Annotated in this window: 16 protein-coding genes and 2 pseudogenes; 7 read left to right on the plus strand and 11 right to left on the minus strand. The window is 43.9% G+C overall.

From position 1 onward, the window contains the following. Positions 1–2 precede the first annotated feature (2 nt). From RIKMI_RS0111340 to RIKMI_RS0111360, 5 genes are all read left to right on the plus strand, one after another. Positions 3–2273 (plus strand): DEAD/DEAH box helicase family protein, encoded by a 2271-nt coding sequence (locus tag RIKMI_RS0111340; protein WP_027291707.1) that lies wholly within the window; start codon positions 3–5, stop codon positions 2271–2273. A gap of 7 nt (positions 2274–2280) precedes the next feature. Further along, positions 2281–2514 (plus strand): hypothetical protein, encoded by a 234-nt coding sequence (locus RIKMI_RS14685; RefSeq protein ID WP_084135282.1) that lies wholly within the window; start codon positions 2281–2283, stop codon positions 2512–2514. Beyond that, positions 2511–4685 carry an AAA family ATPase gene (locus RIKMI_RS0111350; RefSeq protein ID WP_027291708.1) on the plus strand — a complete coding sequence of 725 codons (2175 nt, stop codon included), beginning with the start codon at positions 2511–2513 and terminating at the stop codon, positions 4683–4685. Before RIKMI_RS14685 ends, RIKMI_RS0111350 begins: the two co-directional genes overlap by 4 nt. Further along, on the plus strand, positions 4686–5258 hold the full coding sequence (locus RIKMI_RS0111355) for a hypothetical protein (RefSeq protein ID WP_027291709.1): 573 nt from the start codon (positions 4686–4688) through the stop codon (positions 5256–5258). Between the two features lie 110 nt (positions 5259–5368). After that, positions 5369–6364, plus strand: a complete 996-nt coding sequence (locus RIKMI_RS0111360) for a virulence RhuM family protein (RefSeq protein WP_027291710.1) — start codon at positions 5369–5371, stop codon at positions 6362–6364. Positions 6365–6436: 72 nt separating this feature from the next. Here the strand turns inward: RIKMI_RS0111360 and RIKMI_RS14030 are convergent. The 9 genes and pseudogenes from RIKMI_RS14030 to mnmE all read right to left on the minus strand — a co-directional run bounded on the left by RIKMI_RS14030 (position 6437) and on the right by mnmE (position 15355). Beyond that, positions 6437–6965: pseudogene (locus RIKMI_RS14030) on the minus strand (hypothetical protein). A gap of 16 nt (positions 6966–6981) precedes the next feature. Next, positions 6982–8194, minus strand: a pseudogene (locus RIKMI_RS14035) (relaxase). Then, positions 8191–8610 (minus strand): plasmid mobilization protein, encoded by a 420-nt coding sequence (locus RIKMI_RS0111375; protein WP_027291711.1) that lies wholly within the window; start codon positions 8608–8610, stop codon positions 8191–8193. The pseudogene RIKMI_RS14035 and the gene RIKMI_RS0111375 overlap by 4 nt, the downstream one beginning before the upstream one ends. A 440-nt stretch (positions 8611–9050) precedes the next feature. Then, positions 9051–10121 carry an AAA family ATPase gene (locus RIKMI_RS0111380; protein ID WP_027291712.1) on the minus strand — a complete coding sequence of 357 codons (1071 nt, stop codon included), beginning with the start codon at positions 10119–10121 and terminating at the stop codon, positions 9051–9053. 2 nt (positions 10122–10123) lie between these two features. Then, positions 10124–10498 carry a helix-turn-helix domain-containing protein gene (locus tag RIKMI_RS0111385; RefSeq protein ID WP_027291713.1) on the minus strand — a complete coding sequence of 125 codons (375 nt, stop codon included), beginning with the start codon at positions 10496–10498 and terminating at the stop codon, positions 10124–10126. A 99-nt stretch (positions 10499–10597) separates the two neighbouring features. Further along, positions 10598–11443, minus strand: coding sequence for a hypothetical protein (locus RIKMI_RS0111390; RefSeq protein ID WP_027291714.1), 846 nt, complete (start codon positions 11441–11443; stop codon positions 10598–10600). Positions 11444–11612: 169 nt separating this feature from the next. Next, positions 11613–12728, minus strand: a complete 1116-nt coding sequence (locus tag RIKMI_RS0111395) for a tyrosine-type recombinase/integrase (protein WP_027291715.1) — start codon at positions 12726–12728, stop codon at positions 11613–11615. A 116-nt stretch (positions 12729–12844) separates the two neighbouring features. After that, positions 12845–13723 (minus strand): helix-turn-helix domain-containing protein, encoded by an 879-nt coding sequence (locus RIKMI_RS0111400; RefSeq protein ID WP_027291716.1) that lies wholly within the window; start codon positions 13721–13723, stop codon positions 12845–12847. A 261-nt stretch (positions 13724–13984) separates the two neighbouring features. Continuing rightward, positions 13985–15355, minus strand: coding sequence for a tRNA uridine-5-carboxymethylaminomethyl(34) synthesis GTPase MnmE (mnmE, locus tag RIKMI_RS0111405; protein ID WP_027291717.1), 1371 nt, complete (start codon positions 15353–15355; stop codon positions 13985–13987). Positions 15356–15427: 72 nt separating this feature from the next. Between mnmE and RIKMI_RS0111410 the strand changes: the two genes are divergently transcribed. Then, entirely contained in the window at positions 15428–16576 is a 1149-nt protein-coding gene (locus RIKMI_RS0111410) for an iron-containing alcohol dehydrogenase (RefSeq protein ID WP_027291718.1), read from the plus strand. 4 nt (positions 16577–16580) lie between these two features. Further along, positions 16581–16949 carry a cupin domain-containing protein gene (locus tag RIKMI_RS14040; protein WP_037291934.1) on the plus strand — a complete coding sequence of 123 codons (369 nt, stop codon included), beginning with the start codon at positions 16581–16583 and terminating at the stop codon, positions 16947–16949. Here RIKMI_RS14040 and RIKMI_RS0111420 read toward each other — a convergent pair. Next, the gene (locus tag RIKMI_RS0111420) at positions 16927–17331 is read right to left on the minus strand and encodes an HsmA family protein (RefSeq protein ID WP_037291936.1); all 405 of its coding nucleotides are present in this window, start codon (positions 17329–17331) and stop codon (positions 16927–16929) included. The two genes, RIKMI_RS14040 and RIKMI_RS0111420, sit on opposite strands and share 23 nt — an antisense overlap. A 260-nt stretch (positions 17332–17591) precedes the next feature. After that, a complete protein-coding gene (gene greA, locus RIKMI_RS0111425; protein ID WP_027291720.1) occupies positions 17592–18062 on the minus strand; it encodes a transcription elongation factor GreA in 471 nt (156 codons plus the stop codon). Positions 18063–18284: the final 222 nt, after the last annotated feature.

Genomic DNA, 18284 nt, shown 5'->3' on the forward strand with positions numbered 1-18284 from the left:
GTATGCTCAAATCAGATATCATATGGCCTAAACATCGGAGATACAAATCGCGTACAGAGTGGGAACCCATAGGTTTCTTCTCCGATTGTTTGTGTAATACAACGCATTTTGATCTTATGCTCGGGTTCTTTTCTTCATCAGCAATAAACGTACTCTCGAATGGATTCGCTGTATTCCTTTATAATGGAGGAAAGATGAGGCTTATAGTTAATGACATCTTAACTGAAGAAGATAAGAATGCTATTGCAGATGGGACTAGTGATGTTGAAATACCTTATTTTGATGTGTCAGACATTCGAAAGATTAAAGAAACATTATCAGAAAGAGATAATCATTTCTTCAACTGTTTAGCATGGCTCATACGGCATAATCGTCTTGATATTAAAATTATAGCACCTAAGAATGGTATTGGCATATCGCATACCAAGTCAGGCATATTCTCTGATGGTATTAATGACGTTGGATTTGATGGTTCGTGTAATTTTTCTCGGACTGCATTGGTGGACAATATAGAAAGTCTGACCGTTTCATGTGATTGGGACGGCGATGTAGATGCTGCTAAGATCAAATATATAAAGGATGATTTTGAGAAAGTCTTTCAAGAGAGAGATGACACTGTAGTTTATTTATCGGCAGACAAGATTAAGACTCATATTACAGAGAATTATCCAGATAAATCTATATCCGAACTGCTTGAATCCGAATATAATATTTTAAGGAATCAGTATTCACAAAATGTCTCTAAACGTATTACCAAAGCTTTGGATAATGCCAAAGAGCGATTGGAGGTAATTATTGATAAGCTCAAGGAGGGAAAATACAAAGTAGATGTTTTGAAAAACCATGAGCCACATTTCCCATATTCATCTGGACCAAGAGACTATCAAGTACAGGCTTTTGAGAACTGGAAAGATAACAAACAGAAAGGATTGTTTGCTATGGCAACAGGTACAGGCAAAACTATTACATCCTTAAACTGTCTACTTGAAATTTATAAGAAACTTGGTTATTATAAAGCACTTATATTAGTTCCAACTATTACACTTGTTGAACAGTGGGAAAAAGAATGTGAAAAATTTAATTTTGGCAATGTAATCAAGGTCTGCTCCAAATACGGAGGGTGGCAGATCTCGCTGGCAAACATACGAATGTTGGAATTGTCAGATCCAAACAACAAATTATCGTATGTGATTATTTCTACATATGCATCTTTTATTCGACCAGCCAATTTTTTGGAATTAAATCAATTCCCAAAGGCTAAATTGTTGCTTATTGCTGACGAGGCTCACAACATGGGAGGAGGGCTTGTTGCAAAACGATTGAACGATATTAAATATTTGCGACGAATAGGACTGTCTGCTACACCTGAGCGACAGTTTGATGAAGAAGGAAATTTGCAATTAATGTCATTCTTTGGATGCGATAAAGAATTCACTTTTGAGTACTCAATGGCAGAGGCCATTAGAAACAAAGCATTGTGTAAATATTATTATTATCCTCATCTAGTGGAATTGACTCAAGATGAAATGAGCCAGTACATTGAGTTATCAAAAAAAATTGCAAAAATCATTAATAGGATTGATGACGATAGTCGAGAAATCTTAAAACAACTTTTACTGAAACGAAAGCAAATTATACATAAAGCAGAAAATAAGAAGAAAGAATTTGAAGCAATATTAAAAGATCATCTAAATAAAACCGGTTCTTTAAAATATACGTTAGTATATGTTCCTGAGGGGAACCAATTAGATGATCAAACTGCAGATATTTTCGATACGGTAGAAGTAATTAAGGATGATGAAGATACACTGCATCTTATTGATGAATATACGCGTATCGTAAGAGATATTGACCCGCATATAGTTGTACGTCAATTTACATCAGAATCCATTGACCGTGATTCAATGTTGTTTGATTTTGCGAATGGGAATATTGATGTTTTAACGTCAATGAAGTGTTTGGACGAAGGTGTTGACGTACCACGTAGCGAATTAGCAATCTTTTGTGCCAGCACGGGAAATCCTAGGCAGTTTATTCAGCGCCGAGGCCGTGTGCTGAGAACACATAAAGATAAACGATATGCTGTTATTCATGATCTTGTAGTAATCCCAGGCGTGAATTTCGATCATGAATGCTATGAGTTGGAAAAGAGTTTAGTCTCAACCGAAGTAAAACGAGTCCGAGATTTTGCACTCCTTTCCGAGAATTGTAATGACACACTAAATATTTTAGATGATGTATTAAATCGATATCAAATATCACTTTTTAATTGATACTACTATGGCTACTCATTACACAAATGGAGACAGAATACTGCAAGCAGTATTGGCCGATCCTAAACTTGCCGAATTGGGCGAGTATACACCAACTGGAGATGAAACAGTTGCAGACGCTCTTGATTCTGAAAATGCCACAATACGTGCTGTTGCCATGATTATTGATGGGAATGAGAATCAATACACCCCTAAAGAAATATATACTCAGGTGTCTAATTATCTTACCTCTAGCATATGAAACTAAATAAAATTATTATAAAGAATTTCCGCAGCTATTACGGTGAAAATTGTTTTGAACTGTCGGATGGCTTAACCCTTGTTATTGGAGATAATGGTGACGGCAAAACAACCTTCTTCGAAGCTTTAGAGTGGTTATTTGATACTAGTAAGGATAATAAAAGCGAAAGTAATATATCCGAGATGTGCAAAGCCGAGATGGGGATTGGCGATAGTGATGAGGTATCTGTAACTATGACTTTTGACCATAGTGGAGAAAAGGAAATTTGTAAAAAATTCATTTTCGAAAAAGATACTAATGGATCTGTTAGAACAAGAGATTTTTCTTTTGTTGGATATGAGATTGTTGGATCAGAAAGGTATAAGCGAGACGGAAAGATATTATTAGAATCCTGTTTTGATACTGTAATACGCCGATATTGCTTATTCAAAGGGGAGCGAGAGTTAAATGTTTTTGATAATAATACTGCTCTTAAGACGTTGGTTGACACATTTTCTGGAATCAAACAATTCGATAATCTTGTTGAGTTGACTACGTATTTTGAGCAACAATCTGATAACTTAGTTACCAAAGAGTTAAAAAAAGATAAAAAGCAGGAGGAGGTTATTAAGCGACTTGAATATGAATTGAGTAAAGTGCAATCTGCTATTTCTGATGTTCGCCATGACATTAGTATCAAAGAGAAAGCTGTATCAGACTATGAAACCAGATTAAGAGTTCTGGAGGAGAATCAGGATGCTTGTGAAAATTTACAGGATATAAATGCTCGAATTGAGCAGAAAAAAATAGAACAGCGTAGACTGATGGGTTATATCAATCTAGACTATAACGCCATGCTGCTGGATGATATGTGGATCCTTAGAGCATTTCCGTCTATTTTAAGCGAATACCAGAAAAAAATTGCAGCTCTTAGTCGCGCGAAGAGAAAATTACAAAAGGCAGAGGACGAAAGAATTGCTATAGAGAAGGGAAAACAAGAAGCAATAAAGGAAATCCAGAAATTGGCCAATGATGCCACACCTCTCCCGTGGAATCTTCCTGATAAAGAGACTATGCAGGAGATGATTGATGATGAGATCTGTAAGGTTTGTGATCGACCTGCAGAAAAAGGAAGCGACGCATATAACTTTATGGTTAATAAACTTAATGAGTATCTTGATCATATTCGTAAAGAATCAGAGGTGGCTCAACAGCAAGAGGCTCCAGTTAAGCCTCTCTTTGAGAACACATACATAAATGAGCTGCATACACGTAGCATCCAGTTGAGTGGTGATACAGAGCAGGAATTGATGGGGCTGGCAACCGTTATTGCCGATAGGTTATCTTTTGTGCAAAGCAGAAAGCAGGATTTGGAAAGAGTAAATAAAGACCTGACTGAGGCAGAAGATGCAAAAATGCAGCTTCTTATTCAAACGCCTGATCTTACTGAGGAGATGCTTATCAAGAACTTTAAGGATTTTAAAGGCCTTTCTGATAGTAGTAAGCGAGCATCATTAGATCTCCAAGAATTGAATCATGAACTTGAAGTGTTAGAGGCCAAAAAGCAGGAACTAAAAGAGCAACAAAATCAGATAGTCCCATCAAATGGAATTGTAAGAGTTTATCAGAAAGTTCATATTACGTTTGAACGAATCATGAAAGCGTTTGAGGCGGCAAAGAATAGAAATGTAGAAGAATTTATTCAAACACTTGAAGAACAGGCTAATATATATCTTAAGAAGCTCAATGCTGATGATTTTCGTGGCGTTATTAAGATAAAAGGAACCGCAGACGGTTCAGCACGAATAAACTTATATAGCTCTAATGATACCTTAATAGCTAATCCAGGTGGTGCTCAAAAGACCACGATGTACATGTCTGTCCTTTTCGCTATATCAAAGATTACTACGCTTAAGAGGGATGAAGATTATCCGTTGATTTTTGATGCTCCGACTTCATCGTTTGGAGAATTCAAAGAGGATATATTCTATAATATTATTGATAATATTGATAAGCAATGCGTTATCTTTACGAAAGACCTGTTGAGATATGATAGGGACACGGAAAAGCGAGAACTTGATTTTGATAAGATAAATCAGCTTTCTTGCTCTGTTTATCGTATACAGAAAGCTCCAGGATATGATGAAGAAGATTTGTCAACTATTAGAACAATAACCGAAAGAATTAAATAGATTATGGCAGAGAAACTATATGATTTATGGGCAAAACGTAATCCAAATTGGGAGAAACGGTTTGAAGACTCTATCATTAAGAACTTCAGTGATTATGGTAAAGGTGTAACCACATTAGGAGAGGCCAAGGGAAAACTGTTTGGTGCTGGTTACGAAGTTTTCATCATAGCATTTTTTATTGGTCTATATTACGACCAGAGGCGAAAACTCATAGATGATAGCACGAAAATTAAATCGTTAGGACAACCTATTCAATATTGGGGTAATATTGATTCGGTAAAAGGAAGAAAAGCCTATCCTAAATTGAAGGAGTTTATTTTTACAGCATTAGTCGCTAAAACTGATTTTGATTTTATAGCGCTTGATAAAGGTCTAGTAACACCTCGTAAAGCGGTTGATGCTTTAATGCAAACGATGGAAGAGTATGCTAATTGGGGTTTCCATTTTATGGAAGATAAGTTGATGGATAACCCTAATTACTTTTATAGAGAAACGGCTTTTCTTGAGGTGTTTCTAACTTTTGACGCAAGTACAACAGAATCGACTGAAGATGAACCAGAGTCGTTAGATTAGAGTGTAATGTGTGAACTAGAGAACATTTATCGGAAGATATTTTTGTAGTTTTTATGATAGTGGAATTGTGTAAAAACATTAGTAATTGTAAAGGCTAAAAATATAAATATATGCCTAAAGATATTCAATTCATATTATACAATCTTCCGGAAGAGGAAGGAAAGGTGCAGGTAATCATCAGAGATGAAACTCTTTGGTGTACGCAGAAAGCGATGGCTCAACTTTTTGGCGTGGATAGGACTGTTGTTTCCAAGCATCTCAAAAATATATTTGAGTCTGCTGAGTTACAGCAGGATTCAGTATGTGCAAAATTTGCACATACTGCCGAAGATGGCAAAATATACAATACACAGTTTTACAACCTTGATGCTGCTATCTCGGTTGGTTATCGTGTTAATTCATTACAAGCCACTCGTTTCCGTCAATGGGCTACGAAAATCCTGAATGAATATATTAAAAAGGGATTTGTTCTCGATGATGACCGTTTGAAGCAAGGAGAGACTGTATTCGGGCAGGATTATTTTCAGGAGTTGCTTGAACGAATACGTTCCATCCGTGCCAGTGAACGTCGGATTTGGCAGAAGATTACGGATATATATGCTGAATGCAGCATTGACTATGACAAGAATTCTCCAATAACACACGATTTTTATGCGATGATCCAAAATTGTTTTCATTACGCAATTATGGGGCAGACGGCAGCAGAAATTGTATATCACAGTGCGGATCATACCAAAGAACACATGGGTTTAACTACTTGGAAGAACTCTCCCAATGGACGTGTCTTGAAATCTGATGTTACTATAGCAAAGAACTATCTGCCAGAGAAAAAGATAAAGGAATTGGAACTTGCTGTATCTGCGTTCTTCGATTATATTGAGAACCTTATTAGGCGTCGGAACACTTTCAATATGGAGCAATTTTCTAAAAGTGTAACTAAATTCCTTTCATTTATGGATTATCAGATTTTGCCGGACAAAGGGCGTATTTCTGCTGCTCAGGCAAAAGCTAAGGCGGAACAGGAATATGATATTTTTAATCGTACTCAACTTATTGATTCTGATTTTGATAAGCAAATCAGAGGGGCGTTAGAACAAGGGGAGTAGATAGTTGTTTTCTGACATAATACAAAATAAAGTCTCAATCGGTAGCAATCTTGTTCGATTGAGACTTTTCTTTTATTTATCTCTGTCCAAAAACTTCTGTATAATTACCGTTATGCTGATTCCTAAAACAGCAATGAAAGTACAACAAATAACAGCCTTACCAATCAATGCTGAGTGCAAAATCTCTGCATTGGCTACTATGATGCTTATGAAAAAAGAAGATAGAGTAACTAACATGATAATCAAGATGTAGAATACCGTATGCGGTATAAAAATATAGCTGTCAGCCTTACGGACTTTCTGTTCAGTTTCATTACATTTGTTTTGAATTTGGTGAAGGAACTTATCAAGGACAGATTGCCCGAATTTTTCAGCTTGCTCCTGCGTCTGTTGTGCAATAGCCAGTTTATACTCCCGTAGAAAATCAAGCAGATTTACCAGATTTGTAATCATGTAATGAACGTTATCATTTAGCTTGGCAAGTTCCTTGACGTTTACATCGAGCAGCCGTTTTTCTTCTTCCAGATATTCATTTTTTTGGAGTGGTTTTTATGGATTCCACTTCACTCATTTCTGCGGAAAAATCGAATTTCTTTTTCATGTTTGGCTTCATAGGCTTATCGTTTTAGTCCTGTTTTCGGTTTCTTCCCTAACAAACGATTGGCAGCACGGGCGCATCTGCGAGCCCATTGTATATCGTCTTCGTCTTTATCTCTCCACGGAAGGTCGCTTTGTGAACCTCCGCCACCTCCGCCGGTTGCCACATTCGGCGTTTCGAGCAGTCCGACAAAAACAGCCACAGCCATATCGGTAAGTTCCTGACAGTTGGAAACAAATCTGTAATCGAACTCGTCATTAAAGCAGTCGAGCACTTTTCCCGGAATATAGAATCTGTGTTCCTCGCCTTGATGATTGAGGGTATATGGAATCATATCCGGGCGGTCTGCGCGATATTGGGTATAGTCAATAGTGGCTTCCTTATGTGCCGTTGCCTGTTGAATGGCTTGGGTAGTATTGTTCTTAATGACAGTCGTTGACTGATGGTGCAGTTTTTCCCATGTCGCAGGAAGTTTCGAGATCATCAGGTTTCTTGCCGATTCCCAATTCAGAAGCCTTGTATTTGGTATTTCCTTTCACGAGTGCATAGCCACGAAGAGTACCTTTCTTGTCTTTCCGTTCATGTACTGTGTAGCCTTTCTGTGCAAGAGCATTTTTGTACTCATCCCATGACCACAATGGCATCGCTCTTAACACCTCCATGCAGTCCTTGTTTACTTGTGGAATGTTGTGATTTCGGATTTGTGCCGCAGTCGTCCAGCCTCGCTTTTTAGCCACTTGTTCCGCTGCACGTTGTGCACGAAGATGAATGTTGTGGTCATTGTTGATGTTGCCATTTTCATCCAAACGGCAAACCGCAGCATGGAGATGGGGGACTTCACCTTTGGATTCCGTATGCAGCCAGACCGAGTATTTGCTGCCTGCCAAATTGGTCGGACAGGAACGGACTTTTCCATCCTTGCCGGTAATCATTTGTTTGTCGAACTCTTCCGCAAAATCCTGCCAGAGCTTTTGCCAGTCCTCAATGTCGAAGAACCGGGTATGTTCAGGAGACGGACTCAACTCGATTCTGATGACAGAATTCTTTATCTGTCGATGTTGGGATAGGGTCAACTGCATGGAGTTCCATATCCCCATAGCGTCCGGTTCAGAGGGTAACAGGTTGTCCAATACCCGATAGATTTTCTCCGGATGTTTCTTGTGCTTTGATTCGCCGGTAATGTAACGAAGGTCGTTTATTCCGTGCGATATAGCTTTGGCTTTTGCAATCATTCTTCTTCGGTGTTGGGATTAAACGGAATCTTGTTCTTCTCTTTTACCGCATTCAGGAACTGGCAGACGCTTTCGGCTACATTGCCAAGTTCCTTGAGCCAACCGACCATGAACGGAATCTGATTGAACATTGCCATGCGTTGCTTTGTGGACATTCCGTGGAGTGCGGAGGTGTATTTTATAAGGTCTGACCGACAATTATCCAGATTTTGCAGCAGGTCTACTTCTTCTTTCGTGAGTCTCGCCTTGGGCTGGTAATTGTATGCACGGGTAAGCAAGTAATCGCTTACTGTCATACCGCATTGCTCGGCCTGTGATTTTATATACTCTTTCTGGGTAGGAGTGACTTTTGCCCCGATGAAGACGTTTCTGGTTTCTTTCGAGGAGTTCGATGTATTTTTAATATCTTCTTTCATTTGAATCGTTTTATAATGTTTGAATAGGTGCGAGCTTGCGAGTACCGCATCAGTGAGGGAACTGAGCAGGCGAGAGCGCCAATGTACAACCGTAACGTAGTGAGGTTATACCTTGGCATATCTTGCAACAGATACCTGTTGATGCTTCCTGACAAGCCATATCGGATGTATATATAGAATCGGCAGATGACTGGAAGTAAAAATTCCTCTAAAAGAGGGGAGAGAATGAATACCTCGTACAGCAATCCCTGACTACTTTCTTTATTCCTAATATATACGCCCCGACAATAAAGTAAAGTTTCCGGTGTGTAATAATTGCAAACTGCGGCGTTATTTTCGGAATTCGGACTAAGTCATTTACCCAAGTAAACTCCTGTCGTCCTCATTCTCAATGCCTTGCATTTTATCAATTATTATGCACCTAAATGAAGTGGTTTACGTTAATAATGATATTCGGGATTGATTTGATACTCTTTCCCCACTTTTATTACAATTCGTTTGTTTCTTAGAAATTTGGAAACTTTGACTGCTTTGTTATAACCGAGTTTTACACCCTGCAATCTGTACCCCTCTTTCAGTTGTTCCAGATAATCATTGTAGTTGCCGATGTTGCCATTGGCAAAAGTGGCATCCAATGCTGGACGATGTACATTCTTTGGAATCTCCTTGTCCGGATCGAACGGTTCTTTGGATAGTCGCCCGATTTTCTTCTCTTTGGACAGATAAGGCTCTACCAGTTCGGGGAGAGTTTCCTCGTTTATGCGGAAAGCGAAAGGTTCAAACTCACGGTCACGGATATGCACGGCTTCGACTACGCTTATGCTCTTGTCCTCTTTATCCACTTCGACCTGCATGATGGTTTCCGCCTTGTTGTTGAGTTCTGTGCCGATGTGTCCACGGGCATGTTCATCATTCTTGTTCTGATGCAGGACGGTATGGATGTGTATCTGCCTGTCATTCGTCCACTGCATGAATTTGGAAATGATGTCGGTAGATTCACCGGGAGAATTGATGTCGTAAAGAAAATCGCGGATGCCATCAATGACCACCAGTCCTAAATCCGGTATTGTGTCAATAGCCTGTTCGACTATTAACAGACGTATCTTAGGGGAGAACTTACGCAGAGCCAGCATGAGCAGATTATCCGGCTTTTTGTCTTCCGGCAGTTCCGCCAAGCGTAAGATGCGTTTCAAAACCTGCTGGCAATGATGCCGCCCCTGTTCTGTGTCGATGTAGAGAATCTTCCGTTTGTTATCTGGAAATATAGCCCTATAATGAAGTACGGTGCTGTCACTCAATGCCGATGCGACAATGGCCGAGACGTTGAAAGTTTTCTTGCTTTTGACTTTTCCGATGGAAGCACTGAAGTTTCCCAATGTGCCGATAACAGCATCGTCCACCATCAGCACCACAGGCGACTGTTCGTATGCATTCGTCACACTTACTATTGACTCCTCCATATAAACGGCTAACTCTTCACGTGAAGGAGACGTATTATCCACCTTTTCCATAATTACCAGTTCTTTGGGTTCGGTTTACGGCGATGGGAAGCGAGCATGGCTTCGTTCTCTTCCTCGAAACTTTGTGGAGCCGGATTCTTTCGAGAGGATTCCAACCATCTATCCAATTCGTCCCGATAGATATAGAGATGCTTTCCTTGTTTGATAACCGGAATATCGTCCTTTTTGACCTTATAATAGAAGGTCGATAACGGCATTTTAAGATAGGCGCATGCTTCTTGTACGGTCATAGGGACATGCGTGTTCTCTTTGGCTTCATGCTGCTTGGATAGTTTTTCTGTCAGCAGATTTTCCATACTTGCAATCCGATTGTACAATTCGCCTACCACTGTCGGCAGGTCGTTGAATGTCAGTTGGTCTTTTCCCATATTATGATTCTTTTGATCGTTTAACATGCTGCGAACCAACTCAATGAAACCTTGCAGAACAATACAGACCAGATTAATTATTTCGTCTGCATACATTTTTTATTGTGAATCATCATGGGCTGTATCTAAATGGAAACGATAATCGCCCTTATCGGGTACATCAATAGGAATCTGGCTTGGAACATTATCCCGTAAATTAAGTCTGAGATATTCAAGAGTCGCCTTTTCAAGTTCGTATGGAAATGAAACCTTGATAAAAACGGCTCTTTTTGCCAATGATACCTCCAAACGTTCACCTATATTCCATGCGAGATGGCGAAGTCCCGGTGACCTCAGCGGATTGTCTATGTTGGAACGAATCGGCTTATACAAATCAGGTTGGTCGCAAGCCATGTACTCAATGTTGGAAATAAGGATGGCGATAGCCTCTTTAGCAAGATATGGGGCTGTTTTGATGGTTACATATTCCCGAATAGCATCCATTATTTCCGCTTGCCTTTCAATTTCTCTCTTTTTAAGTTTTTCCAATATGACATCATATTTAGCCAAATGAGAAGCTTCGGGACAATCGGAATTGACCGAATCCTGATTTGAATGTTGAGACGGAGGACACTCCTGTTCAGGCGAATCCATTGGTTGTCCGATGGGCAATGCTTCAGGTGCATCATTAATTTCTATGATATTCTCTGGCTCTGCCGCATAGGAGAGCTGTTCGCCAAAAGAGAAGCAGATGGGATTCTTTATCAACCATCTATAAAAAAACTTCTGCAGGAGTCCGCACAATATGATAGCTATTACCAGTCCAAGGATGACTGGAGTCGTTATACGCATGATATTGATGTCATGACAAAGGAAAAGATAAGTATCTATGGCCGCATAAATGATAACGGACAGTGCGAGGATAAAACTTATCTTTTTAGTCTGAGTCTGTTTTTTATTCGTCATGGTCTGCAAGTATTTGGAATCGTTTCGTGCTAAAGATATAGTCGATATTCCAGATAGTTGCAATAAAGAGATTGATAGTTACCACGTATCATGCTAAATATCATGGTCAGAATATGATCTCAGGTAAAAAATCATATTCTGACCGTAAAAATCGAGGACGAAACAGCTGTCAGTCTTGCCGTGTCAGGGTAATTTTCTTGCTGGCTTCCCGTTTGTTTGCATCAACTACTTTGATATACCGCTGGGTTGTGGTGATACTTTTGTGAGCCATAATGCTCTGTATGGTTCGGATGTCCGTTCCTGCAGCAGCTTGCAGCGTGGCAAACGTTCTACGGTATGAATGGAATGTGATATTCTTGGTAATTCCGGCAGAACGAATCCACTCTTTCATCGGTATTTGTGTCCAGCTGCGCATCAGCCCCTTGAATACCAAACCTTTCTTTTCGGAACTGTAGTCTATCAGTTCCAAGGCTTCCTCGCTGATAGGGATGATGTCTTCTGCCTTGTTCTTCTGCGTAATGATATGTACGCATTTCCCACCGGCAGAATAGTCCACAATATCTTCCCAACATAAAACAAGAATATCGCTGATACGCAGACTGGTCATACAAGAGAATAGAGAAGCTGTTTTTAGAATAGGTTTTTTACAAGGTGTTTCAGCCAACTTGTATAATTCTTCTACAGACAGATACTCCTTGACAACATCCTCCGTCTCAATCTTATCCAGAAAATCATTGACATTGGTCTTTATCATTCCATTGCGATAGAGGATTTTCAGGAATCCTCTAAAGGTAGACCAATATCCTGATGCTGAGTTCCGTGTGATAGGTCCGTTACGTCTCAGTTTCTTAGCCGTAAGCAAGTATTTTCGAAACTTGTTGCATAGATCTATATCAATCTTCTCAAAGGTACATTTGCCATGTACGAAGTTACTGAAATGGAGATAGACGAACTCCCATTTCTGGTCATGCTTATGGAGCTGTTTGCGATAATACTTCAGAAAGTCTGCCTTGAGCTTGTACTTGTCAAAGAAGTCATACCGTTCATTGACAACCGATTCAAACCTGCGGCAACGGATGGCTTCGGCTTTCTCGGTCATTACCTCGTTGAAATTCTGTTCACGTTTGTTCCTCGGATTGGCATAGATATAAATACCAAGCGATTCATGACGGATAACTTTCATTGTCTCTTTGTCTCGATACCCCGGATAATAATCCAGATAGAAAGACATCATCCTGCCTTTTAGTGGACGTGTCCTTAATGTTACTGTTTTACATTCATGCATAATACATATTTTTATGGTTGATACTAACTTGTCGGCAAATCTCTGTAATGTAACCATGCAGATAACCCTCAGCGGAGATTAATTTTGGAATAATTTACGGATAGTCATAAATTAAACTATTTGCGGACACCCATCACCCGGTCAAACTCCACTTTCAGGAATCTGACAAAACGTCCGTTCTTCTCACGGTTGATTTGATGGAATTGCAGAATCCCATAAACCGAGTCACGAGTGAGCTTGAATTTCTCCAGAGCCTCTTTGACTGTATAGTATTCAGCTTTGCTCTCCTGTTCCGAAGTCTTTGATAGGTCAAAGTGGAGTTTGGAGTAGTAGATTTGTCCGTGCTCTTTCTTGGAGGGGATATTGTTCCGATACACCTGCGAACGGATGGCGACACGTGTCATGCCGTATTTCTCCTGAATCTCTTCGGGCGTGTACCATTCGGTCAGGTCGGAATCCACCTCATATTTGGCAAAGGCGGCATCAATATGTTTCTTGCTGTAATAGTTGAACTGGCGGATGCGCACTTTCGGAACTTTGTGTTGCCGTGTATAAGTCCACACCCATTTGGCATTGACCTTATATTTTTCGGCAATCTCTTCGGCGGTGTAATACTCGGTGATGTCGAAATCACTTTTAGCCACCAATCGTTCGTAAGGTTTGCTTTTGAGCATCAGTTCTATGTCGGCACGTCTTACTAGAGCCATTCTTCCGCTGAGTCGGGATGCCCTCAGTTTGTCCTCTTTGACCAACTTATAAATGTACTGACGACTCACGCCCATCAATCGGGCAGCCTGCGAGAACGTGAAATACTCCTGCTTCTCCAGACTGGAGCGTAACTCCTGCATTTCTTGAATATGGTGCAGTTCCATTTTGCGCTCCTTGATACGATGTTTGTAACCTCGCTTCGAGCATTGAGGGCTACAATAACAGGTCGTTGTTTTCTGTGCAATGAACGGTTTGCCGCACCATTGACAAATTCTCTTTACTTCCATATTTTCTATATCATTTTCTCTGTTTTTTAATTTCCTTTTTTGTCTACACATGTAAACCATTGTCAACACACGTCAACTAATGCGTCATTGTGACATTCGGGCTAACCGTGAATTTCTGTCGCGGTAGAAATATGATAGAAAAATATGGATAAAAACCGTTACTTCCAAATACGGACTGGAAAGTGTTAAAACAATAAAGTCGCTGATATACAGCGACTTTATTCTAAATGATTATAGTTGGTTACGGCTGTTTACAAGCCGTCATTTTCCAATGCAGAATTTGCTGAAAATATTGCCCAGTATATCGTCTGTGGTGATCTCTCCCGTGATCGTTCCGAGGTGATACAGTACTTGTCTGATCTCTTCGCTGATTAGGTCTGCGGACAGGCCGGTGCGGAGTCCTTTGGTAGCCGCTTCCAGGGCTTCCGATGCGTGGATCAAGGCTTCGTAATGACGGATATTGCTGACGATCAGCGTATCTTCCGGTATGTCATCCGCCACGGCGTGCACGAGCATTTCCTGCAAAGTGTCCGTACCGTCGCCCGAACGGGCCGAAATACTCAGTACGGGGTACTTCGGGGCTAATTTTTCCGACAAAGGAACCGTGTTCCACAGGTCGTTCTTGTTCAGCAGAACGATCAGTCGCTGTTCCCCGGACAGTTGCAGGGTGCGAATCCGTTCTGCGGCCTCTTCCGCAGACAACGGTTCGGAAATCAACAACAGCACCACCGCCGCCCGGCCGATACGTTCCCGGGCACGTCCGATTCCCAAAGCCTCGGCCGCATCTTCCGTATGCCGTAAACCCGCCGTGTCAATGAAACGGAAACGGATACCAGCCAGAACGATCGTCTCTTCGATGAAGTCGCGCGTCGTTCCCGGAATGTCCGATACGATTGCCCGCTCTTCGCCGAGCAACCGGTTCAGGAGCGTCGATTTACCGGCATTCGGAGCGCCTGCGATGGCTACCGGGACTCCGTTTTTCAGGACATTGCCCGTCCGGAACGAACCGGCCAGCGTGCGGCACCGGGTATGGATATCGTTCAGTAAATTTTCCAGTTCGCTGCGGTCGGCAAACTCCACATCCTCTTCCGAAAAATCGAGTTCCAACTCCAGCAAAGACGTGATGTGCAGCAATTTTTGCCGGAGTACGGTAAGTTCGGCGGCATAGCCGCCCCGCATCTGATTCAGGGCGATCCGGTGCGCCGCGCCGCTTTCCGAAGCAATCAGGTCGGCTACCGCTTCGGCTTGAGACAGATCGAGTTTGCCGTTCAGGAATGCCCGGCGGGTAAATTCGCCTGCTGTCGCCGGTTCTGCTCCCCGGCGTACCAGCAGCGACAGGATTTCACGCGTGACGAAAGAGGAACCGTGACATGCGATTTCCGTCATATCTTCGCCCGTGTAGGAGCGCGGTGCACGGAATACGCTGACCAGCGCTTCGTCCAGCAGGCGGTCGCCGTCGGCTATGGTGCCGAAATGTACGGTATATCCTTCCGCGTCGGCCAGCGGTTTCGAGAAAATGCTTTCCGTGATCGCGATGGCACGAGGCCCGCTGAGGCGGATCAGGGAGATCGCCCCTCCGGGGCCGGTGGCCGGGGCGGCGATCGTGGTGAGGTTATCGGCGCGGTTTTGCATGAAAAAAGATACGATTGTGCTGCAAATATCTTAAATTAGCGGTTGTTATTAAAATCAAAAACAATTTCCGGTATGAATAATTTCACGTTCCGCAACCCGACCAAATTGATTTTCGGCAAAGGCACCATCGCTCAAATCGCGGCCGAAATACCCGCCGAGGCGAAAATCATGATGACCTATGGCGGCGGAAGTATCCGTCGCAACGGCGTGTACGATCAGGTGAAAGCAGCCCTGAAGGACCGGACGGTCGTCGAATTCGGCGGAATCGAACCCAATCCGCAATACGAAACCCTGGTGCAGGCGATCGGCCTCGCCCGCGAGCAGGGAGTGGATTTCCTGCTGGCCGTGGGCGGCGGGTCGGTGATCGACGGTACCAAGTTTATCGCCACGGCGCTCAAATACGAAGGCGACCCGTGGGATTTCATGGTCGATCCCTCCAAAGCGACGGACGCCGTGCCGTTGGCCACGGTGCTGACCCTTCCGGCCACCGGCTCGGAAATGAACAACGGGGCCGTGGTATCGCGCAAGGAGTTCAACGAGAAGCTGGCTTTTCACAACCCGAAAGGATACCCGCTGTTTTCGGTACTCGATCCGGAAGTCTGCTATTCGCTGCCGCAGCGCCAGATCGTGAACGGTATCGTGGATTCGTTCGCCCATACGTTGGAGCAATATCTCACTTTCGATACCCAGTCGATGGTTATGGACCGTTGGGCCGAGGGGCTGTTGCTGACATTGGTCGAACTGGGGCCGAAACTGGTCGAACGTCACGACCGTTACGACGAGGTGGCCAATTTCATGCTGACGGCGACGATGGCCCTGAACGGTTTTATCGCGATGGGCGTGCCGCAGGACTGGGCCACGCACATGATCGGCCATGAACTGACCGCTTTGCACGGATTGGACCACGGGGTAACGCTCGCTATCGTATATCCGGGGATGATGAAAGTGATGCGCCGGGAGAAATTCGACAAGTTGGTGCAGTATGCCGAACGGGTGTGGGGCGTTACGGGTTCGCCCGAACAGAAGGCAGAGGCGGCGATCGGGAAGACCGACGCGTTTTTCCGCAGCCTCGGCGTGAAAACCCGGCTTTCGGAGCACGGGATCGGCGAGCAGACCGTCGATTTTATCGTCGAACGTTTCCGCAAACGGGGCTGGAACCTCGGCGAGTCGGGTAAGGTGACACCCGAACGGGTCGCTGAAATTCTGCACGATCGGATGTAATCCGATGGGAAACTTGTTCGACAAACGGGGGATCGTGCCTCCGGCATCGACGCAGGAAGAGGGGAGGGAGGCGTTCGATACGCTTCTCTCTGCTTTTTTACCGGCCGGACAGCCGGTTCGGGTGGAACGTATCATGTCGTTCGGCCAGGAAAACGGCGAATGGTACGACCAGGCTTGGGACGAATGGGTGATGGTGGCACGGGGCGAAGCGGTGTTGGAGTGGGAAGACGGCCGGACGACGGAATTGGAAGCCGGCGATTACCTCCTGATCGGTGCGCACCGGCGTCACCGTGTCCTGCGGACGTCGTTCGATTGCGTTTGGCTGGCCGTGCACTTGGGAGGTGCCGGCGTCAGTGATTCCGCATACCGATGAATATGCCGCCCAGATAAGGGATCAGCCACAGGCACCAGACCAGGATGCTGAACCGGTTGAAACGGCGTTTGGCGTTTTCCGAGCCTTTGGCGTAGATCCATATTGCCCAGAGCGTATGGATGAGCATCAGGACGATCGCAGCCAGTCCCGTAACGGAATGTATTTGGCCGTGCATGTCGTCTCCCGACCGGGCGAGCGGACGCATCAGGGCCGTCCCGGTCGCGTCGGCGCACAGGCCCAGGACAAAGAAAACGATATGCCACCGGCGCAGGCGGCGTTGGTACCATTCTCCCCAGACGCCGACGGTGTAACACAGGAGGGCCAGCGTGATGGCGATTCCGGCCAGGGGCAGGTAGGGGAGCGGGGTGGAAGCTGGGGTCATACGTAGCGATATAAAACGGTGTGGCAAAGCGGGACGGGGGGAGGCGGAACCGTTCCGGGAATGAAAAACTGCCTGCGATTTTTCGTAGGCAGTTTTTCATTTCGGTCTTTCCTCCTCGGAGTCCGACGCTATACCTGATATACCGAATGTGTCCGAGAACCATTTGTCCCATCTACCCGGTGTCGGCCGGAAGCCGCCCGACACCGGGGCGAAAGCCGAAAAACATCGGCCGGGCGTAGGTATATCAGGATATATGATTGTCAAATAGAAATATCCAATACTTCTAATTTGAGGATACCCGAAGGCACCTGCACTTCGACGACGTCGCCGCGTTTTTTGCCGATCAGCGCCTGGGCGATTGGAGTCCCGATGGAGAGCTTGCCCTCTTTCAGGTTCGCTTCGTTTTCGGAAACGATGGTGTATTCCACCGTCTTGCCCAGGTTCATGTTTTTTATCGTCACGCGGTTCAGCATCTGGATGCTGTCCGTGCCCAATTTCGATTCGTCGATGATGCGTGCTCCGGCGATGGTGGCTTCCAGCTTGGCGATACGCATCTCCAGCATACCCTGTGCTTCTTTGGCGGCATCGTACTCCGCGTTTTCCGACAGGTCGCCCTTGTCGCGGGCCTCTGCGATCTGGGCCGAGATGACCGGACGTTCGGCCTTGAGCGCGTCCAATTCGCTGCGTAACTTCCGCAAACCTGCTTCCGTTATGTAATTCACTTTTGCCATAATATGCTCTCTTTTCTTATGCAATAAAAAGACAGACCCCCGAAACCCAGCGGGTATCGGGAATCCATTCGTCTGATCACGAACAAAGGTAATCATTATTTCCGGAAAACCAAATATCGTCCGGTTATCCGGACTGTCCGAACCGGACGGGAAGTATGAATCGAGCCTGTCGTTGCCTGCCGCCGGCGCTTATATGTATGGTTGTCGGGGAATAACGACCCG

The sequence above is a fragment of the Rikenella microfusus DSM 15922 genome, assembly GCF_000427365.1.
Classification (GTDB): Bacteria; Bacteroidota; Bacteroidia; order Bacteroidales; family Rikenellaceae; genus Rikenella; species Rikenella microfusus.